16 protein-coding genes are annotated in these 19,452 nt (G+C 58.4%); 11 read left to right on the forward strand and 5 right to left on the reverse strand.

Annotation, left to right across the window (positions count from 1 at the left end; translation table 11 throughout):
- Positions 1 to 120 precede the first annotated feature (120 nt).
- The 3 genes from H097_RS09030 to H097_RS09040 form a co-directional block, all read right to left on the reverse strand.
- Positions 121 to 576: a hypothetical protein gene (locus H097_RS09030; RefSeq protein ID WP_055725671.1), complete on the reverse strand. Its 456-nt coding sequence runs from the start codon at positions 574 to 576 to the stop codon at positions 121 to 123.
- A 192-nt stretch (positions 577 to 768) separates the two neighbouring features.
- Positions 769 to 1,557: a VacJ family lipoprotein gene (locus H097_RS09035; protein ID WP_032859157.1), complete on the reverse strand. Its 789-nt coding sequence runs from the start codon at positions 1,555 to 1,557 to the stop codon at positions 769 to 771.
- Positions 1,550 to 2,848, reverse strand: a complete 1,299-nt coding sequence (locus tag H097_RS09040; protein WP_032859159.1) for a serine/threonine protein kinase — start codon at positions 2,846 to 2,848, stop codon at positions 1,550 to 1,552. Before H097_RS09040 ends, H097_RS09035 begins: the two co-directional genes overlap by 8 nt.
- A gap of 237 nt (positions 2,849 to 3,085) precedes the next feature.
- Between H097_RS09040 and H097_RS09045 the strand changes: the two genes are divergently transcribed.
- Complete coding sequence (locus H097_RS09045; protein ID WP_032859161.1) at positions 3,086 to 3,454, forward strand: hypothetical protein; 369 nt, start codon at positions 3,086 to 3,088, stop codon at positions 3,452 to 3,454.
- A gap of 87 nt (positions 3,455 to 3,541) precedes the next feature.
- Here H097_RS09045 and H097_RS09050 read toward each other — a convergent pair whose 3' ends face one another.
- Positions 3,542 to 5,095, reverse strand: coding sequence for a glycosyl hydrolase family 17 protein (locus H097_RS09050; protein ID WP_032859162.1), 1,554 nt, complete (start codon positions 5,093 to 5,095; stop codon positions 3,542 to 3,544).
- A 273-nt stretch (positions 5,096 to 5,368) separates the two neighbouring features.
- Between H097_RS09050 and H097_RS09055 the strand changes: the two genes are divergently transcribed.
- The 3 genes from H097_RS09055 to H097_RS09065 all read left to right on the forward strand — a co-directional run bounded on the left by H097_RS09055 (position 5,369) and on the right by H097_RS09065 (position 8,428).
- Complete coding sequence (locus H097_RS09055; RefSeq protein ID WP_032859165.1) at positions 5,369 to 6,220, forward strand: glycine betaine ABC transporter substrate-binding protein; 852 nt, start codon at positions 5,369 to 5,371, stop codon at positions 6,218 to 6,220.
- 241 nt (positions 6,221 to 6,461) lie between these two features.
- Positions 6,462 to 6,773 carry a DUF485 domain-containing protein gene (locus H097_RS09060; protein WP_032859167.1) on the forward strand — a complete coding sequence of 104 codons (312 nt, stop codon included), beginning with the start codon at positions 6,462 to 6,464 and terminating at the stop codon, positions 6,771 to 6,773.
- Complete coding sequence (locus H097_RS09065; protein ID WP_032859168.1) at positions 6,770 to 8,428, forward strand: cation acetate symporter; 1,659 nt, start codon at positions 6,770 to 6,772, stop codon at positions 8,426 to 8,428. The genes H097_RS09060 and H097_RS09065 overlap by 4 nt, the downstream gene beginning before the upstream one ends.
- Positions 8,429 to 8,670: 242 nt before the next feature.
- Here H097_RS09065 and gltA read toward each other — a convergent pair whose 3' ends face one another.
- Complete coding sequence (gltA, locus tag H097_RS09070; protein WP_003222994.1) at positions 8,671 to 9,960, reverse strand: citrate synthase; 1,290 nt, start codon at positions 9,958 to 9,960, stop codon at positions 8,671 to 8,673.
- A 364-nt stretch (positions 9,961 to 10,324) separates the two neighbouring features.
- Here gltA and sdhC point away from each other — a divergent pair, with 364 nt between their 5' ends.
- The 7 genes from sdhC to lpdA all read left to right on the forward strand — a co-directional run bounded on the left by sdhC (position 10,325) and on the right by lpdA (position 19,447).
- Positions 10,325 to 10,699, forward strand: coding sequence for a succinate dehydrogenase, cytochrome b556 subunit (gene sdhC / locus H097_RS09080; protein ID WP_003172804.1), 375 nt, complete (start codon positions 10,325 to 10,327; stop codon positions 10,697 to 10,699).
- Positions 10,693 to 11,061 carry a succinate dehydrogenase, hydrophobic membrane anchor protein gene (gene sdhD / locus H097_RS09085; RefSeq protein WP_029292670.1) on the forward strand — a complete coding sequence of 123 codons (369 nt, stop codon included), beginning with the start codon at positions 10,693 to 10,695 and terminating at the stop codon, positions 11,059 to 11,061. The genes sdhC and sdhD overlap by 7 nt, the downstream gene beginning before the upstream one ends.
- Before the next feature lie 3 nt (positions 11,062 to 11,064).
- Entirely contained in the window at positions 11,065 to 12,837 is a 1,773-nt protein-coding gene (sdhA, locus tag H097_RS09090) for a succinate dehydrogenase flavoprotein subunit (RefSeq protein ID WP_032859173.1), read from the forward strand.
- Between the two features lie 11 nt (positions 12,838 to 12,848).
- Positions 12,849 to 13,553 carry a succinate dehydrogenase iron-sulfur subunit gene (locus H097_RS09095; RefSeq protein ID WP_029292674.1) on the forward strand — a complete coding sequence of 235 codons (705 nt, stop codon included), beginning with the start codon at positions 12,849 to 12,851 and terminating at the stop codon, positions 13,551 to 13,553.
- Between the two features lie 260 nt (positions 13,554 to 13,813).
- Positions 13,814 to 16,645, forward strand: coding sequence for a 2-oxoglutarate dehydrogenase E1 component (locus H097_RS09100; RefSeq protein WP_032859176.1), 2,832 nt, complete (start codon positions 13,814 to 13,816; stop codon positions 16,643 to 16,645).
- 44 nt (positions 16,646 to 16,689) lie between these two features.
- Positions 16,690 to 17,913, forward strand: coding sequence for a 2-oxoglutarate dehydrogenase complex dihydrolipoyllysine-residue succinyltransferase (gene odhB, locus H097_RS09105; RefSeq protein ID WP_032859178.1), 1,224 nt, complete (start codon positions 16,690 to 16,692; stop codon positions 17,911 to 17,913).
- Positions 17,914 to 18,010: 97 nt separating this feature from the next.
- Entirely contained in the window at positions 18,011 to 19,447 is a 1,437-nt protein-coding gene (gene lpdA, locus H097_RS09110; RefSeq protein WP_032859179.1) for a dihydrolipoyl dehydrogenase, read from the forward strand.
- The last annotated feature ends 5 nt before the right edge of the window (positions 19,448 to 19,452 follow it).

The following is a 19,452-nucleotide window of genomic DNA, read 5'->3' on the forward strand; positions in this document are numbered from 1 at the left end:
ATGCAGGATTTGGATGTTGGTAGCGAACAAACTATGGCGTGCCTTGGGAGGGGGTTGGCGAGTAGGCTAATGGCTCTCTATTTGAGAGAGCCTGGCCAAAAAGTGACGCTAATTGGATTGTTACAGCGCGCTGTAGCCTTTTTCACTGAAAGCCTTGAGCTTTTGTGCTTCCGATCCTGCTGAAACACTACCGAACTGGCCGAAGCCTTGTATGTGTTGATCGTTCTGTTGGGCCGGATCCTGGCGCTTGATATCTGCGCGGCCATTTAGGTGGTTGACCACCTCAGCCAGGTTATAGGCAGCATCGGCGCGTGATTCGGGGTTGCGGTTGGCAGGGCTCCAGTCGCCGGTTTGATTCTTGAGTTGATTGAAGAAGTTGTTCGCAAAAGGACCGTTTTGTTTAAGAACATCTTTCAGGATCGGGTTGTCCTTGAAGATTTGTTCTGCGCTGCGAGTATCGCCGGCAGGTCGGCCATGGGCGCCTTTGGGGGCTTGTTGGTTGGACGTAGTTGAAGTCTGGGGCTCGATTGTCACTGAGCCGGGGACGGTAGGGGGGGTGATACCAGATATCGTCATGTTGAAATTCCACTGGAAAGTTCGAGGTAGGCAGCGCAGTCAGCCTGTTGTTTGTCAGGCGTATCAGCGCGCGTGCCAGGATGTACGTGGCAAACATGTACGAAAGGGTTCCGAGTGGTACCGAAAGTGACTCCTGCGCGCATTAAAAAAGGCCATCGAGGTGTTCGATGGCCTTTTTGTTTGTACCGAGTATTACTCTGCTATTTGTAGCTTTCGCGACTCGCTGTACACGTACCGAACTTTTTCATACTCGAACGGCGAGTTCATCTGGCCGTAGCGAAAGCTCGTCTGGTAGCGCTTGTCTACCGCACGCAGGGCCCAGATTTCCGGGTGGTTGGAGCTGACTTCGGCGACGTTGAGGAAGTTGATCTGCGATTCGGCGGTGTAGTCCACCAGCAGGCCGCCGGTGTCGCGCAGGTTTGACGGGCCGAGGATCGGCAGGACCAGGTAGGCTCCACCGGGCACGCCGTAGAAACCCAGGGTCTGGCCGAAATCTTCGCTCTGGCGCGGCAGGCCCATGGCGGTCGCCGGGTCCCACAGGCCGGCGATGCCGAGGGTGGTGTTGACCAGCAGGCGGCCAGTGGTTTCCAGGGAGCGGTGGCCCTTGAGTTGCAGCAAGCTGTTCAGCAGGTTGGGCACATCGCCCAGGTTGTTGAAGAAATTGCTGACGCCCGTGCGCAGGAAACTTGGGGTGACGTAGCGATAGCCGTCGACCACCGGCAGGAACACCCATTGGTCGAAGCGATAGTTGAAGTGGTACACCCGACGGTTCCACGACTCCAATGGGTCATAGACGTTGAGGGCGTTGAGGGTCGAGCGCTCGAACTCGCGCTGGTCCAGGCCGGGGTTGAACTTGAGTTTGCTCAAGGGCTCCTTGAAGCCATCCTGATCAACCACGGTCGGCGCGTGAGCCTTGCTGTTGTCCGCGTTGGCAACGCCTGCACAGAGTAAGGCCGCAAGAAGCAGGAGATGTTTAGCCACGGAAGAACTCCAGCATGGCGTCGGCGTTGACGCGGTAATTGAGGTTGCCGCAGTGGCCGCCCAGTGGGTAGACGGTCAAGCGATCGCCGAACGTCTTGCGCAAGAAGCCCAGGTCGCCAGGGCCGAGGATCACGTCGTCGGCGTTGTGCATTACGGCGATTTTCGGGCTGTCGCGCAGATAGTCCTCAAGGGCATACAGGCTGACCTGATCGACCAGTTGCAGCAGGCTGCCGCCGTCGGAGCGGGCGCGCCACATCGGGATCACTTGTTCGGTGAGGTAGCAGTCGAAATCACACTGCAGGGCACGCTTGAGGAATGGTGTGAGGCTGGTGCTTTCGGTGATCGGGTACTTGGGCGGGATGATCAGGCCGCGACGGTTGATCAGGTCCGAAGTGAAGGCGATATCGGCCGCCGAGAAGCGGAACGAGGTGCCGATCAGCATCGCCATCTGCTCGTTGGTCAGGTGCTCCTTGGAGTTCTGGAAGTCGTAGAGCAGGGCGTCGTTAAGGTCGATATAGCCCTTTTCCTGGAAATAGCGGGTCAGTTTGGCCAGTACCAACTCATAGAAAGTCGTGCTGTTGTTGATGCCCTTGACCTCGGTCTGCACCAGCTTGTCGAGGTTGGTGATGGAGGTGTAGAGGTTGACCGGCGGGTTGAGCAGCAACACTTTCTTGAAGTTGAAGCTGCGGCGGGTCTCGTCCAGCTTGCTGACGAATGCCGCGTCCAGCGCACCCAGGCTGTAGCCGGTGAGGTAGAAATCGGTGACCGGCAGCGTGGCATTTTGTGCGCGTACGGCCTGCATTACGCGGTACATGTCCTCGGCGTCTTCCTGGGTGATGCCGGGGGTGGCAAAGCGCGAGGCGGCGCTGATGAAGTCAAAGCTGGTGGGCGACGACAATTGGACGACGTGGTAACCCGCCTTGTAGTACAGCTTTTTCAGGTATTCGTTGAGGGTGCTGTCATAGCGCGCACCGGTACCGGCGATCAGGAAAATCAGCGGTGCGGCGCGGTCTTGCTTGGCAATGCGGTAGGTGAGTTTTTTCACCGGCCAGAAGTTGTCGGGCAGGCTGAATTCACGCTCCGGGCGCATGGTCAGGCTGTAGTCGGATTGGTTGATGTCATCGATGGATGGCAAATCCGGCCGCAGATCCGGTGGCGTGGTGGCGATGGTCGCCTCGAACGGGTTGGTCAAAGGGTAGCCATAGCTGGCCGGGTCGACATCGACCGCCAGTGCTGACGCACTCAGAAAAAGGCCACCCAACAGGGCAGCACAGCGCAAGGAACGGAGCATGACTAAATCCCTAAGAGGAAAACGTGCTGAATGAAGTTCGCAGGCTATGACCACCGCGTTATCGCCGAAGTGCCAACCATCTGCACTAAATATCGGAAAAAAACGTAGGAATCGAGGTAATAGTAGCCAGACGATACACTTTGGCACGCTTTGATGAATAGTTATCTGCGTGCAGCCCTTGCCAATGGCCCCGGGGAGATTAAGCTGGGCGCCGTTTTCGCCTATCGGAGTGCCCTTATGTCCCCTCGTTTGCCGCTGATCCTGCTGCTGTTGACCGTGCCGTTATGGCTGGCCGCCAGTTATGGCGCCCGTTATGGGTTCATGGAAGATGGGCAGTGGGTGGGCATCTGCGCTGACGACGCCAGCCGTTGGGAATGCCAGTTGCGCGCCAATCTGGGGTTGATGATTCACTTTCGGGTGTTGGGCTGGGCTGCGTTGGTCACGTCGGTACTGGCGTTTTTTGTGCCAGGTCGTGCCGGATGGGGCTTGGCGGTGCTGGGGTTGGCGTTCGGGATTCCGGCGTTGGCGTTGTACAACACCAATTTTGCGGTGTTTGCGTTGGTGATTGCCGGGTTGCGGTTGGTCAGGAAATTTCGGGCTGCCTGATAGGGCCAATGGCGAGCAAGCTCGCTCCCACATTTTGATCTGTGAACACATTCAAATGTGGGAGCGGGATTGCTCGCGATAGCAATCTCAAGCCTTGCGCACCCGCAGGCAACGCCACAGGGCAACAACCATCAACCCACTGACCAATGCCCAGCCCAGCGCTTGCTGGTTCATCAGCCCTTCTTGGTAAAGCTGCGGCGCAATGCCGGCACCGATGATGAAGGCCAGCAGGGCAATTTCCCGGCGTGGCCCGGTAACAGGGCGCAGCAGGTAGACCAGTGCTGGCAGCAGTAGGGCTGCACTGGGGAAGCTGCGGTAGCGCGGGTCGAACACCAGCGCCAGCATCATGACCGCCGCGGCGAATCCGGCAAATGCTATCAGCCAGCCAGCGCGTTGCTCCAGCCAGGCAAAGGCCCGCTCGCGCCAGCCCTGGCGAGCGCTCAAGGCCAGGGCGGCGTGTGCCAGCACCAACAGGTTCAATGCCAGCAGCAGTGCTGCCCAGATCCATTCATCGGTGAAGCGTGCGGTCAACCGGGTCAGTTCGGCCCAACTGCCAATCGAACCGGCGGCCACTGCGCCGAGTAACGGCAGCAGCAGGGCAGAGCGGGTCGTGCGCACACGCCCGCCGAGCACCAGGGTACCCAGCAGGATCAACCCGCCAACGCCCAGCCACACCGGCCAGTACGGCACGTTGGTGACCGGGCCGGCCAGAATGCCCTTGTCCTGGCGATCGGCATCAAACAGTCCCCAGTAGCCGCCAACCGCACCTTCGCTGGCGCGTTTCCATGGCTGGTCAAAGGCTTCGATCAGGTTGTAGTGCCAGCCATTGGCTTCGGCCATGGCGACAAAGCCGCGAATGAACTTCGCTTCGTTGACCCGGCTCGGCACGGCGGTTTCGCGCTGGCGGCCTTCGCTGGGCCAGCCGGTCTCGCCAATCATCACGTCCTTGGGCGCAAAGCGGTTACCGAAGGTCTGGCGGATATCACCGACGTGGCGCAGGGCCTGATCAATGCCCGCCGGGTCATCTTCCCAGTACGGCAGCAGGTGGATGGTCAGGAAATCCACTGCCGGGGCGATCTCCGGGTGTTGCAGCCAGAACTCCCAGACGTCGGCGTAGGTGACCGGCTGCTGGATCTGGCTTTTGACCTTCGCGATCAGCTTCACCAACTGCGTGGCGGTGATTTCCTTGCGTAGCAGGGCTTCATTGCCGACGATCACCGACGTGACCACGTCGGGGTTGGCATTGGCCGAGGCGATCAGCAGGTCGACTTCCTTGGCGTTGTCCACCGGGTTGCTGTTGATCCAGGCGCCGATCATCAACTTCAGGCCGTGCTTGCGCGCCAGGTCAGGCAGGGCTTCGAGGCCGGTCATGGAGTAGGTGCGGATGCACTCAAAACGCGTGGCCAGCAGTGCCAGGTCGGCGTCCATGCGCTCGGGGCGCAGTTTGAACGGCTGGTCGAAGGGCGATTGGTCCTTGTCGAATGGCGTGTAGGACGCGCATTGCAGCTTGTGGCTGGCGCTGGCCACATCCGGCAGCACCACCGGCTGGCCAAGGCCGTACCAGTAGCCGCCGAGTGCAAACAGGCCGAGCAGCAAGGCAAATACATAAGGCAGGAAGGGGAAGCGGGCAGTCGCGGTCATGGTCAGGCCGTGTGGGAGCAAAGCCGCGCATCTTACCTGTATTTGCCGGTTTCCAGTGGGGCCGCATAATTTTGACATGCAAAGTTCGGGCGGAATTTTGACGGAATTTCCTACAGTTCGTCCTGCTGGCAACTTGATGTCGTTTCTTGCTTACCCGAGGTCGCAGTCAGAGCAGGTCGCCAGGGGCGGCGGGTTGATGATCGAACAGCACCATAGAACAACAGGTTGACGTCGCTCGGCATCCGTCGGGCGCAGCACTTTCGGGGATGCACTATGAAGATGCGACGACTCTTGGGCGCAGCTGCCACGTTGGTAGTTGCGATGGGTTCCACGCTGGCCAGCGCCGACAGCAAGACCCTGAGCATCGGTTATGTGGACGGTTGGTCGGACAGCGTTGCCACCACCCATGTGGCAGCTGAAGTGATCAAGCAAAAGCTCGGCTATGACGTGAAGCTGCAAGCGGTCGCCACCGGGATCATGTGGCAGGGCGTGGCCACTGGCAAACTCGACGCGATGCTCTCGGCCTGGCTGCCGGTGACTCACGGCGAGTATTGGACCAAGAACAAGGACAAAGTGGTCGACTACGGCCCCAACTTCAAGGATGCGAAGATCGGTTTGATCGTACCGGAGTACGTCAAGGCCAAGTCCATCGAGGACTTGAAGACCGACACCACCTTCAAGAACAAAATCGTTGGCATCGATGCCGGTTCAGGCGTGATGCTCAAGACTGACGAAGCCATCAAGCAATACGGCCTGGACTACAAGCTGCAAGCCAGCTCCGGCGCAGCCATGATCGCCGAATTGACTCGCGCCGAAGACAAACAGGATTCCATCGCGGTAACTGGCTGGGTGCCACATTGGATGTTCGCCAAGTGGAAACTGCGCTTCCTTGATGATCCAAAAGGCATTTATGGTGCTGCCGAGACCGTCAACAGCATCGGCAGCAAGGGCCTGGAAAAGAAAGCCCCGGAAGTCGCGGCGTTCCTGAAGAAATTCCAGTGGGCCTCCAAGGACGAAATCGGCGAAGTCATGCTGGCGATCCAGGAAGGTGCCAAGCCTGATGTGGCGGCCAAGGATTGGGTGGCCAAGCACCCTGAGCGTGTGGCCGAGTGGACTGCCAAATAATCGGATAAACCTGTAGGAGCGAGCTTGCTCGCGAAGAACGCAAAGACGCCGCAATCCTCCAGGGTGTGCGCGTTATCGTTGACGTTTTTCGCGAGCAAGCTCGCTCCTACAATTGTTTCTGGCGCGCCGTAAACCCTCGCTACACGGGTTCTAAGACTAAGGTCGTCTGGAACCTCTCCCGCAGCCGCATACAGTGGATATGTTCCAATAATAAAAAAGCTGTGCTGCGAGGATAAAAACAATGAACGACAGCATTTACCTCTCGATTCAAAACAGCCCGCGCTTCAAGGAGCTGGTCAGTAAAAGGGAAAAGTTCGCCTGGATTCTCTCGGCGATCATGCTTGGGCTGTACTCCGGATTCATCCTGTTGATTGCCTATGGACCACAAGTTCTGGGAGCCAAGATCAGCCCTGAATCGTCCATAACCTGGGGAATCCCGATCGGGATCGGCCTGATTGTCTCGGCCTTTGTGCTCACAGGCATCTATGTGCGACGCGCCAACGGCGAATTCGACGACCTGAACAATGCGATTCTCAAGGAGGCTGCGCAATGATCCGTCGTCTATTGGCTGTATTCGGCGCTTCGCTGTTTGCTCCTGCCGTTTGGGCGGCGGACGCATTGACGGGTGAAGTGCACAAGCAACCGTTGAATGTCGCGGCTATCGTGATGTTTGTCGCCTTCGTCGGCGCTACCTTGTGCATTACCTATTGGGCGTCCAAACGTAACAATTCGGCGGCTGACTACTATGCGGCCGGCGGCAAGATCACCGGTTTCCAGAACGGCCTGGCGATTGCCGGCGACTACATGTCGGCGGCATCTTTCCTGGGGATTTCCGCGCTGGTATTCACCTCTGGCTACGATGGCCTGATCTACTCGATCGGCTTCCTGGTGGGCTGGCCGATCATTCTGTTCCTGATCGCCGAGCGCCTGCGTAACCTGGGCAAGTACACCTTCGCTGACGTGGCGTCCTATCGCCTCGGGCAGACCCAGATCCGCAGCCTGTCGGCCTGTGGTTCGCTGGTGGTGGTGGCGTTCTACCTGATCGCGCAGATGGTTGGCGCGGGCAAGCTGATCCAACTGCTGTTCGGCCTTGATTACCATGTTGCGGTGATCCTGGTGGGTATCCTGATGTGCCTCTATGTGTTGTTCGGCGGCATGCTGGCAACCACGTGGGTACAGATCATCAAGGCAGTGTTGCTGCTGTCCGGTGCTTCGTTCATGGCGCTGATGGTGATGAAACACGTCAACTTCGACTTCAACATGCTGTTCTCCGAGGCGATCAAGGTTCACCCTAAAGGTGAGGCGATCATGAGCCCCGGCGGCCTGGTGAAAGACCCGATTTCGGCGTTCTCCCTCGGCCTGGCCCTGATGTTCGGTACCGCTGGCCTGCCACACATCCTGATGCGCTTCTTCACCGTGAGTGACGCTAAAGAAGCCCGCAAGAGCGTGCTGTATGCCACAGGCTTCATCGGCTACTTCTATATCCTGACCTTTATCATCGGCTTCGGCGCGATTCTGCTGGTCAGCACCAACCCGGCGTTCAAGGATGCAGCAGGCGCTCTGTTGGGCGGCAACAACATGGCGGCGGTGCACCTGGCCAATGCGGTGGGCGGCAGTATCTTCCTGGGCTTCATCTCGGCCGTGGCGTTTGCCACCATCCTGGCAGTGGTTGCCGGTCTGACCCTGGCGGGTGCTTCGGCGGTGTCCCATGACCTGTATGCCAGCGTGATCAAGAAAGGCAAGGCCAACGAGAAGGATGAGATTCGCGTCTCGAAAATCACCACCATCGCCCTGGCTGTCCTGGCGATTGGCTTGGGTATCCTGTTCGAAAGCCAGAACATTGCGTTCATGGTCGGCCTGGCATTCTCCATCGCGGCCAGCTGTAACTTCCCGGTGCTGCTGCTTTCCATGTACTGGAAAAACCTCACCACCCGTGGCGCAATGATTGGCGGTTGGCTGGGCCTGGTCAGTGCCGTAGGCCTGATGATCCTTGGCCCGACCATCTGGGTCTCGATCCTGCACCATGAAAAGGCGATCTTCCCGTACGAGTACCCGGCGTTGTTCTCGATGATCATTGCGTTCGTCGGTATCTGGTTTTTCTCCATCACCGACAAATCGGCGGCGGCGGTGAAAGAGCGTGCGCTGTACTTCCCGCAGTTTGTGCGTTCACAGACTGGTCTGGGGGCGAGCGGGGCGGTTAATCACTAAGGTTGTCGCTCAATAAGAAATGCCCCGGTCGAAAGGCCGGGGCATTTTTTTGCCTGGGGTTCTGTGTTGCCTGGGCTACTGTTTTCGCGGGCAAGCCCGCTCCCACAGTTGACCGTGTACATCCTTTGAAATGCGGTCGAATGTGTGCGGGCGTGCTCGCGAAAACGGTAGGTCAGGCAGCACAAACAAAAACGGCCTCCACTAAGGGAGGCCGTTCTCAATGCAACTAAGCAGTTGAATGCTTACTTGCGGTCTTCCAGCTTGGTAATGTCACGCGACTCGTAGCCGGTGTACAGCTGGCGCGGGCGGCCAATCTTGTACGGGCTGGAGAGCATTTCTTTCCAGTGGGAGATCCAGCCCACGGTCCGCGCCAGGGCGAAGATCACGGTGAACATGCTGGTTGGAATGCCGATCGCCTTGAGGATGATCCCCGAGTAGAAGTCGACGTTCGGGTACAGCGAGCGTTCGATGAAGTACGGGTCGGTCAGCGCGATCTCTTCCAGGCGCATGGCCAGTTCGAGTTGCGGATCGTTGTTGATGCCCAGTTCCTTCAACACTTCGTCGCAGGTCTGCTTCATTACGGTGGCGCGTGGGTCGCGGTTCTTGTAGACCCGGTGACCGAAGCCCATCAACTTGAACGGATCGTTCTTGTCCTTGGCCTTGGCGATGAACTTGTCGATGTTGGACACATCGCCGATTTCATCGAGCATGGTCAATACGGCTTCGTTCGCACCGCCGTGGGCAGGGCCCCACAGAGCAGCGATACCGGCGGCGATACAGGCGAACGGGTTGGCACCCGAAGAACCTGCCAGGCGTACGGTGGACGTCGAGGCGTTCTGTTCGTGGTCGGCATGGAGGATGAAGATCCGATCCATGGCCTTGGCCAGCACCGGGCTGATCGGTTTGATCTCGCACGGGGTGTTGAACATCATGTGCAGGAAGTTTTCCGCGTACGTCAGGTCGTTGCGCGGGTACATCATGGGCTGGCCCATGGAGTACTTGTAAACCATTGCGGCCAGGGTTGGCATCTTGGCAACCAGGCGGATCGCGGAGATTTCGCGATGCTGCGGGTTATTGATGTCCAGGGAGTCGTGATAGAAGGCCGACAGGGCGCCGACTACGCCGCACATGACGGCCATCGGGTGGGCGTCGCGACGGAAGCCGTTGAAGAAAGTCTTCAACTGCTCATGAACCATGGTGTGGTTCTTCACGGTGCTGACAAACTGGGCCTTTTGCTCAGCTGTTGGCAATTCGCCATTTAGCAGCAGGTAGCAGGTTTCCAGGTAGTCCGATTTCTCGGCCAGTTGTTCGATCGGGTAGCCGCGATGTAGCAGAATGCCATTATCGCCATCGATATAGGTAATCTTCGACTCGCAAGAGGCGGTCGACATGAAGCCAGGGTCGAAAGTGAAACGGCCCGTGGCCGTCAGGCCCCGTACGTCGATAACATCGGGACCAACGGTGCCGGTTAAAATGGGCAGCTCGACGGGGGCTGCGCCCTCGATGATCAACTGCGCTTTTTTGTCAGCCATGTGGCCTCCTATTTATGCTTCAAATCATCAGACAGACCCCCCACGCAGGGCCCGCACCACTATATTGATATAAATCCAGATGTCAATTTGCCTAAAGTCTTGCCCCAGAAGGCTTTAACCGTACTTTTTCCTCGAAATTGCCTGCCGTTTACGCCTTTTATCCCGTCAGCGCAATCAGCTATTAGGGTGAGGAGCGCGCGTTGTCATTAGTAGCCTAACTGTCTATACTCGGCCACCGACCGCCAAGGGCTTTTGGGCTTGCTTTCATTGGGGGTCGCACTCCCTGGGTGGTGCTTACCTGACCAGTGCACTCCCCAACAACTTTGCCCTGATTGTTAGGGGCTCTTCAGTGTGAAAAAAAGCCGTGAATAGCCAACGACCTGTAAACCTAGACCTAAGGACCATCAAACTCCCCATCACCGGCGTTACGTCGTTCCTGCACCGTGTTTCCGGCATCATCCTGTTCCTGGGCTTGGGCATCATGCTTTATGCATTGAGCAAATCCCTGGGTTCCGAGGAAGGATACGCCGAGGTGAAGGCATGCTTGACCAGCCCGCTGGCCAAGTTCGTAGCATGGGGCCTCCTGTCCGCTCTGCTGTATCACCTGGTAGCCGGTGTGCGCCACTTGATCATGGACATGGGCATCGGTGAGACGCTGGAAGGCGGCCGCCTGGGCTCGAAAATCATCATCGCCATTTCCGTGGTGCTGATCGTTCTGGCAGGAGTTTGGATATGGTAACCAGCGTTACGAACCTTTCGCGTTCGGGCCTCTATGACTGGATGGCGCAGCGTGTGTCTGCGGTCGTTCTCGCGGCTTATTTCATTTTCCTGATCGGGTACCTCGTTGCAAACCCTGGCATTGGCTACGCCCAATGGCATGGTCTGTTCTCCCACAACGGGATGCGTATCTTCAGTCTGCTCGCCCTTGTGGCCCTGGGCGCTCACGCCTGGGTTGGCATGTGGACCATCGCGACCGACTACCTGACGCCGATGGCGCTGGGCAAGTCCGCGACTGCAGTACGTTTCCTTTTCCAGGCAGTATGCGGCGTCGCGATGTTCGCTTACTTCGTCTGGGGTGTGCAGATTCTCTGGGGTATCTGATTCATGGCTAACATTCCAACGATTTCTTTTGACGCCATCATTATTGGTGGCGGCGGCGCCGGCATGCGCGCCGCGCTGCAGCTGGCCCAGGGCGGTCACAAGACGGCCGTGATCACCAAGGTGTTCCCGACCCGTTCCCACACCGTATCGGCCCAGGGTGGCATCACCTGCGCCATCGCATCTGCTGACCCGAACGATGACTGGCGCTGGCACATGTACGATACCGTCAAGGGTTCCGACTACATCGGTGACCAGGACGCTATCGAGTACATGTGTCAGGAAGGCCCGGCCGCGGTGTTCGAACTGGACCACATGGGTCTGCCGTTCTCCCGTACCGAGCAAGGTCGTATCTACCAGCGTCCATTCGGCGGCCAGTCCAAGGACTACGGCAAAGGCGGCCAGGCTGCACGTACCTGCGCAGCATCCGACCGTACCGGTCACGCCCTGCTGCACACCCTTTATCAGGGCAACCTGAAAGCCGGCACCACGTTCCTGAACGAGTACTACGCGGTAGACCTGGTCAAGAACGCGCAAGGCGAGTTCGTCGGTGTGATCGCGATCTGCATCGAAACCGGTGAAACCACCTACATCCGCGCCAAGGCTACCGTTCTGGCGACTGGCGGTGCAGGTCGTATCTACGCGTCGACCACCAACGCCCTGATCAACACCGGCGACGGCGTTGGCATGGCCCTGCGTGCTGGCGTACCGGTGCAAGACATCGAAATGTGGCAGTTCCACCCAACCGGCATCGCCGGCGCCGGTGTACTGGTTACAGAAGGGTGCCGTGGTGAAGGTGGTTACCTGATCAACAAGCACGGCGAGCGTTTCATGGAGCGTTATGCTCCGAACGCCAAGGACCTTGCTGGTCGTGACGTGGTTGCCCGTTCGATGGTTAAAGAAATCATCGCTGGCAACGGTTGCGGTCCGAACGGCGACCACGTGATGCTGAAGCTTGATCACCTGGGTGAGGAAGTGCTGCATAGCCGCCTGCCAGGTATCTGCGAACTGTCCAAGACTTTCGCACACGTTGACCCGGTGGTTGCTCCGGTTCCAGTAGTTCCAACTTGCCACTATATGATGGGCGGCGTGCCGACCAACATTCACGGCCAGGCAATCACCCAGAACGCCGAAGGCGTGGACGAGATCATTCATGGTCTGTTCGCGGTAGGCGAAGTGGCTTGCGTATCGGTTCACGGTGCCAACCGCCTGGGCGGCAACTCGCTGCTCGACCTGGTGGTATTCGGTCGTGCTGCCGGCCTGCACCTGGAAAAAGCCCTGACCGACGGCATCGAATACGATGACGCCACCGACGCCAACATTGAAGCTGCCCTGGCGCGTCTGAACGCGCTGAACGAGCGCACTGATGGCGAAGACGTGGCAACCCTGCGTCGCGAGCTGCAAAACTGCATGCAGAACTACTTCGGTGTATTCCGTACTGGCGAATACATGCAGAAGGGTATTGCCCAGCTGGCTGACCTGCGCAAGCGGATTGCCAACGTCAAGATCAACGATAAGAGCCAGGCGTTCAACACCGCTCGTATCGAAGCCCTTGAGCTGCAAAACCTGCTGGAAGTGGCTGAAGCGACTGCGATTGCCGCCGAGGTTCGTAAAGAATCCCGTGGTGCCCACGCTCGTGAAGACTTTGAAGATCGCGATGACGAAAACTGGTTGTGCCACACCCTGTACTTCCCGGGTGACAAGCGTGTAACCAAGCGTGCCGTGAACTTCTCGCCGAAGACGGTTCCGACGTTTGAACCGAAGATTCGGACTTACTAAGGGTGGCTGCCATGTTGAAAGTCAGTGTTTATCGCTACAACCCTGATCAGGACGCCGCGCCGTTCATGCAGGAATTTGAGGTCGATACCGGTGGTAAAGACCTGATGGTGCTGGATGTGCTGGCCCTGATCAAAGAGCAGGACGAAGGGTTCTCCTATCGTCGCTCTTGCCGTGAAGGTGTCTGTGGTTCCGACGGTATGAACATCAACGGCAAAAACGGCCTGGCTTGCGTCACGCCGCTGTCTGCCGTGGTCAAGAAGGGCAAGCTCGTTGTACGTCCGCTGCCAGGTTTGCCGGTTATCCGTGACCTGGTCGTCGATATGAGCATCTTCTACAAGCAATACGAGAAGGTTAAGCCATTCCTGCAGAACGACACGCCGGCTCCGGCCATCGAGCGTCTGCAGTCCCCGGAAGAGCGCGAGAAGCTCGACGGTCTGTACGAGTGCATCCTGTGCGCTTGCTGCTCGACCTCTTGCCCGTCCTTCTGGTGGAACCCGGACAAGTTCCTGGGTCCAGCTGCACTGCTGCAAGCCTATCGCTTCCTGGCAGACAGCCGTGACACCAAGACGTCCGAGCGTCTGGCTTCACTGGATGACCCGTTCAGCGTATTCCGCTGCCGCGGGATCATGAACTGCGTCAACGTATGTCCTAAAGGCCTGAACCCGACTAAGGCCATTGGTCACATCCGTAACATGCTGCTGCAGAGCGGCGTGTAAGACGTTGTAGCAAAAGCAGGACCGTTGTGCCCGTAAATGCTACGGCGCAGGCTTCAACCGGCGCCGTAGTTTTAACTTGAGCAGCGACTTACAAAGCCGCAGCTCTTATTTTGAAGAAATGAGACAAGCAGGGGCATTCGGGTTGGTACCCGAACTATCAGCGTGATCCTAAGTGGCTTGTTTTGGTCGCTGCACTTGGCCTTTTGCAAGCAAACTCGGTGTTTTCGCCGGTGGTGTCCCCAAATCGAGGGTGACCAAGCATGCAAGAAAGCGTGATGCAGCGCATGTGGAACAGCGGCTATCTTTCAGGTGGTAACGCTGCCTATGTGGAAGAGCTTTATGAGCTCTACCTGCACGACCCTAACGCTGTGCCAGAAGAATGGCGCACCAAATTTCAGACGTTGTCTTCAGACGGCAACGCTGCCACCGATGTATCGCATGCAACAATTCGCGATCAATTTGTGCTGCTGGCAAAGAACCAGCGCCGCGCCCAACCGGTTTCCGCCGGGAGCGTGAGCAGTGAGCACGAGAAGAAGCAAGTTGAAGTATTGCGACTGATCCAGGCCTACCGTATGCGTGGCCACCAGGCAGCCCAGCTTGACCCGCTGGGGCTGTGGCAGCGTCCTGCACCTGCAGACCTGTCGATCAATCACTACGGCTTGACCAATGCCGATCTTGATACGACCTTCCGTGCCGGCGACCTGTTCATCGGCAAAGAGGAAGCGAGCCTACGCGAAATTCACGAAGCGTTGCAGCAGACATATTGCCGCACCATCGGCGCTGAATTCACGCACATCACCGATTCCGAGCAGCGCCACTGGTTCCAGCATCGCCTTGAAGGCGTGCGTGGGCGTCCGGTGCTGTCCGCCGATGTGCGCGGTCACCTGCTTGAGCGCGTAACCGCTGCCGAAGGCCTTGAGAAATACCTGGGCACCAAATACCCGGGCACCAAGCGTTTCGGCCTGGAAGGCGGCGAAAGCCTGATTCCGATGCTCGACGAGTTGATCCAGCGTTCCGGTTCCTACGGCACCAAGGAAATCGTGATCGGCATGGCTCACCGTGGTCGCCTGAACGTGTTGGTCAACACCTTCGGCAAGAACCCGCGCGAGCTGTTCGACGAGTTCGAAGGCAAGAAGAAGGTCGAGCTGGGTTCCGGTGACGTTAAATACCACCAGGGCTTCTCGTCCAACGTGATGACCACCGGCGGTGAAGTTCACCTGGCCATGGCGTTCAACCCATCCCACCTGGAAATCGTTTCTCCAGTGGTCGAGGGTTCGGTACGTGCTCGCCAGGATCGTCGCAACGATTCCACCGGTGAGAAGGTCCTGCCGATTTCCATCCACGGTGACGCGGCATTCGCCGGTCAAGGCGTGGTCCTGGAAACGTTCCAGATGTCGCAGACCCGCGGCTTCAAGACCGGCGGTACGATCCACATCGTCATCAACAACCAGGTGGGCTTCACCATCAGCAACCCGCTGGACGCGCGCTCTACCGAGTACGCGACCGACGTTGCCAAGATGATCCAGGCGCCGATCCTCCATGTGAATGGGGATGATCCGGAAGCCGTGTTGTTCGTGACTCAACTGGCCATTGACTACCGCATGCAGTTCAAGCGTGACGTGGTCATCGACCTGGTCTGCTACCGCCGTCGAGGTCACAACGAAGCGGATGAGCCGAGCGGCACCCAACCGTTGATGTACCAGCAGATCTCCAAGCAGCGCACTACCCGTGAGCTGTACGCCGAAAGCCTGACCAAGGCCGGCGTGCTGGATGAAGCGCGTGTTCAGGCGAAAATCGATGAATACCGCAACGCGCTGGACAACGGTCTGCATGTAGTAAAAAGCCTGGTCAAAGAACCGAACAAAGAGCTGTTCGTGGACTGGCGTCCATACCTGGGCCACGCCTGGACTGCGCGTCACGACACCTCGTTCGATCTGAAGACCCTGCAGGAACTGTCCGCCAAGCTGCTGGAAATTCCGGATGGCTTCGTGGTGCAGCGCCAGGTTGCGAAGATCTACGAAGACCGTCAGAAGATGCAAGCCGGCGGCCTGCCGATCAACTGGGGTTATGCCGAAACCATGGCATACGCGACCCTGGCGTTCGAAGGTCACCCGATCCGCATGACCGGCCAGGACATTGGCCGTGGTACGTTCTCGCACCGTCACGCGGTATTGCACAACCAGAAAGACGCGGGCACCTACATCCCGCTGCAGCACTTGTACGAAGGTCAGCCACGTTTCGACCTGTACGATTCGTTCCTGTCTGAAGAAGCCGTACTGGCGTTCGAATACGGTTACTCGACCACTACGCCAAACGCGTTGGTGATCTGGGAAGCCCAGTTCGGCGACTTCGCCAACGGTGCCCAGGTGGTTATCGACCAGTTCATCACCAGCGGCGAGCACAAGTGGGGCCGCCTGTGCGGTCTGACCATGTTGCTGCCACACGGTTATGAAGGTCAGGGTCCGGAGCACTCCTCGGCCCGTCTGGAGCGTTACCTGCAATTGTGCGCCGAGCACAACATCCAGGTGTGCGTGCCGACTACCCCGGCCCAGATCTACCACTTGCTGCGTCGCCAGGTGATCCGCCCGCTGCGCAAGCCGCTGGTAGTGTTGACCCCGAAATCGCTGTTGCGTCACAAATTGGCCATCTCGACCCTGGAAGATCTGGCCGATGGTTCGTTCCAGACCGTTATTCCGGAAATCGACACCCTGGACGCGGCCAAGGTCACTCGCCTGATCCTGTGCAGCGGCAAGGTTTACTACGACTTGCTGGAAAAACGTCGTGCCGAAGGCCGCGAAGACATCGCCATCGTGCGTATCGAGCAGCTTTACCCGTTCCCGGAAGATGACCTGATGGAGGCCATTGCGCCTTACACCAACCTCACCAATGTGGTGTGGTGTCAGGAAGAACCGATGAACCAGGGCGCGTGGTACAGCAGCCAGCATCACCTGCGTCGCAGCATCGGCAACCACAACAAGGCCCTGGGCCTGGAGTACGCCGGTCGTGATGCTTCTGCTGCACCTGCTTGTGGTTATGCATCGATGCACGCCGAGCAGCAGGAAAAACTGCTGCAAGATGCTTTCACTGTTTAACGCCTTCGCGCTGACTGAAACCGAATTTTAAGGACCCACAGATAATGGCTATCGAAATCAAAGCCCCGTCATTCCCGGAATCGGTTGCCGATGGCACCGTTGCCACCTGGCACAAGAAACCAGGTGAGGCCGTCAAGCGTGACGACCTGATCGTCGACATCGAGACCGACAAGGTTGTACTGGAAGTGTTGGCCGAAGCCGACGGCGTCCTGGGCGCCATCATTGCTGAAGAGGGCGCTACCGTCCTGTCCAACCAGGTACTGGGTTCGATCGAAGCGGGCAGTGCTGCTGCCGCAGCTCCAGCCGCCGCTGCTGCTCCGGCTGCCGCACCTGCTGCTGCCGCTCCGGCCGCTGGTGGTGAAGATCCAATCGCTGCACCGGCTGCGCGTCAGCTGGCTGAAGAAAACGGCATCAACCTGGCTTCCATCAAGGGCACCGGCAAAGACGGCCGTGTGACCAAGGAAGACGTGGTTGCCGCTGTTGAAGCCAAGAAAAACGCCCCGGCTGCCGCACCTGCCAAGGCTGCTGCCCCGGCTGCCGCTGCTCCTGTGTTCGCTGCTGGCGACCGCACCGAGAAGCGCGTACCGATGACCCGCGTGCGTGCCACCGTGGCCAAGCGCCTGGTTGAAGCACAGTCGAACATGGCGATGCTGACCACTTTCAACGAAGTCGACATGACTGAAGTCATGGCCCTGCGTTCGAAGTACAAGGATCTGTTCGAGAAGTCCCACAACGGCGTACGCCTGGGCTTCATGTCGTTCTTCGTGAAAGCGGCCACCGAAGCACTCAAGCGCTTCCCGGCAGTCAACGCTTCCATCGACGGCAGCGACATCGTCTACCACGGCTATGCGGACGTCGGCGTTGCCGTCTCCAGCGACCGTGGCCTGGTGGTACCGGTCCTGCGTAACGCCGAGCTGATGAGCCTGGCTGAAATCGAAGGCGGCATCGCCGGCTTCGGCAAGAAGGCCCGTGACGGCAAGCTGACCATCGACGAGATGACCGGCGGTACCTTCACGATCACCAACGGTGGTACTTTCGGTTCGATGATGTCGACCCCGATCGTCAACCCGCCGCAAGCTGCGATCCTGGGCATGCACAACATCATCCAGCGTCCGATGGCCATCAATGGCCAGGTCGTGATTCGTCCGATGATGTACCTGGCACTGTCCTACGATCACCGCCTGATCGATGGTAAAGAAGCCGTGACTTTCCTGGTGACCATCAAGAACCTGCTGGAAGATCCAGCTCGTCTGCTGCTGGATATCTGATAAAGCGGCCGTGAGCTGCAAGTTTCAAGCTGCAAGCAATTGCAGCCTGGCTTGTGGCTCGGGCTTGAAGCTTTTTTGCTAAAGAGGATTTTTTTTCATGTCGCAGAAATTTGACGTTGTAGTGATTGGTGCGGGCCCTGGCGGCTACGTTGCCGCCATCAAGGCCGCTCAACTGGGCCTCTCGACTGCTTGCATCGAAAAATACACCGACAAGGAAGGCAAACTGGCGCTGGGCGGTACCTGCCTGAACGTTGGCTGCATTCCTTCCAAGGCGCTGCTGGACAGCTCCTGGAAATTCCACGAAGCCCAGGACGGTTTTGCCATCCACGGCATCAACCACGCTGGCGTGACCATGGACGTGCCAGCAATGGTCGGCCGCAAGGCCAACATCGTCAAAGGCCTGACCTCTGGCGTTGCTACCCTGTTCAAGGCCAATGGCGTCACTTCCCTGCAAGGTCACGGCAAACTGCTGGCCGGCAAGAAAGTTGAAATCACCAAGCCAGACGGTTCGACCGAAATCATCGAAGCCGAGAACGTGATCCTGGCTCCAGGTTCGCGTCCGATCGACATTCCACCGGCTCCAGTTGACCAGAACGTGATCGTTGATTCGACCGGCGCCCTGGAATTCCAATCGGTACCAAAACGCCTGGGCGTGATCGGCGCTGGCGTGATCGGCCTGGAACTGGGTTCCGTCTGGTCCCGCCTGGGTTCCGAAGTGACCGTGCTGGAAGCCCTGGACACGTTCCTGCTGGCTGCCGACACTGCGGTGTCCAAAGAAGCGCTGAAAACCCTGACCAAACAAGGTCTGGACATCAAGCTGGGCGCACGCGTGACCGGTTCGAAAGTCAACGGCGAAGAAGTGGTCGTGACCTACACCGACAAGGATGGCGAGCAGACCATCACTTTCGACAAGCTGATTGTTGCCGTTGGTCGCCGTCCAGTGACCACTGATCTGTTGGCAGCTGACAGCGGCGTGACCATCGACGAGCGTGGCTTTGTCCATGTCGACGATCACTGCGCTACCACCGTTCCTGGCGTCTACGCCATCGGTGACGTGGTTCGCGGCATGATGCTGGCGCACAAGGCATCCGAAGAAGGCATCATGGTGGTTGAGCGCATCAAGGGTCACAAGACCCAGATGAACTACGACCTGATCCCTTCGGTTATCTACACCCACCCGGAAATCGCATGGGTCGGCAAGAACGAACAGCAGTTGAAAGCTGAAGGCGTTGAAGTTAACGTCGGCACCTTCCCGTTTGCCGCTTCTGGCCGTGCCATGGCAGCAAACGACACTGGCGGTTTTGTTAAAGTCATCGCTGATGCCAAGACTGACCGCGTATTGGGCGTCCACGTGATTGGCCCAAGCGCTGCAGAACTGGTTCAGCAAGGCGCTATCGGTATGGAATTCGGCACCAGTGCCGAAGACCTGGGCATGATGGTCTTCTCCCATCCGACCCTGTCCGAAGCGTTGCACGAAGCAGCGTTGGCTGTGAATGGCGGCGCCATCCACATCGCCAACCGCAAGAAGCGCTAAGCGAG

Origin of the sequence: Pseudomonas sp. FH4 (assembly GCF_000510915.2) — a bacterium.
GTDB lineage: Bacteria > Pseudomonadota > Gammaproteobacteria > Pseudomonadales > Pseudomonadaceae > Aquipseudomonas > Aquipseudomonas brenneri.

What these genes read in the sequence shown, in the direction of transcription:
- H097_RS09030 (WP_055725671.1), bottom strand. Translation starts at nt 576, where the DNA reads ATGACGATATCTGGTATCACCCCCCCTACCGTCCCCGGCTCAGTGACA.
- H097_RS09040 (WP_032859159.1), bottom strand. Translation starts at nt 2,848, where the DNA reads ATGCTCCGTTCCTTGCGCTGTGCTGCCCTGTTGGGTGGCCTTTTTCTG.
- H097_RS09045 (WP_032859161.1), top strand. Translation starts at nt 3,086, where the DNA reads ATGTCCCCTCGTTTGCCGCTGATCCTGCTGCTGTTGACCGTGCCGTTA.
- H097_RS09050 (WP_032859162.1), bottom strand. Translation starts at nt 5,095, where the DNA reads ATGACCGCGACTGCCCGCTTCCCCTTCCTGCCTTATGTATTTGCCTTG.
- H097_RS09055 (WP_032859165.1), top strand. Translation starts at nt 5,369, where the DNA reads ATGAAGATGCGACGACTCTTGGGCGCAGCTGCCACGTTGGTAGTTGCG.
- H097_RS09060 (WP_032859167.1), top strand. Translation starts at nt 6,462, where the DNA reads ATGAACGACAGCATTTACCTCTCGATTCAAAACAGCCCGCGCTTCAAG.
- H097_RS09065 (WP_032859168.1), top strand. Translation starts at nt 6,770, where the DNA reads ATGATCCGTCGTCTATTGGCTGTATTCGGCGCTTCGCTGTTTGCTCCT.
- gltA (WP_003222994.1), bottom strand. Translation starts at nt 9,960, where the DNA reads ATGGCTGACAAAAAAGCGCAGTTGATCATCGAGGGCGCAGCCCCCGTC.
- sdhD (WP_029292670.1), top strand. Translation starts at nt 10,693, where the DNA reads ATGGTAACCAGCGTTACGAACCTTTCGCGTTCGGGCCTCTATGACTGG.
- sdhA (WP_032859173.1), top strand. Translation starts at nt 11,065, where the DNA reads ATGGCTAACATTCCAACGATTTCTTTTGACGCCATCATTATTGGTGGC.
- H097_RS09095 (WP_029292674.1), top strand. Translation starts at nt 12,849, where the DNA reads ATGTTGAAAGTCAGTGTTTATCGCTACAACCCTGATCAGGACGCCGCG.
- H097_RS09100 (WP_032859176.1), top strand. Translation starts at nt 13,814, where the DNA reads ATGCAAGAAAGCGTGATGCAGCGCATGTGGAACAGCGGCTATCTTTCA.
- odhB (WP_032859178.1), top strand. Translation starts at nt 16,690, where the DNA reads ATGGCTATCGAAATCAAAGCCCCGTCATTCCCGGAATCGGTTGCCGAT.
- lpdA (WP_032859179.1), top strand. Translation starts at nt 18,011, where the DNA reads ATGTCGCAGAAATTTGACGTTGTAGTGATTGGTGCGGGCCCTGGCGGC.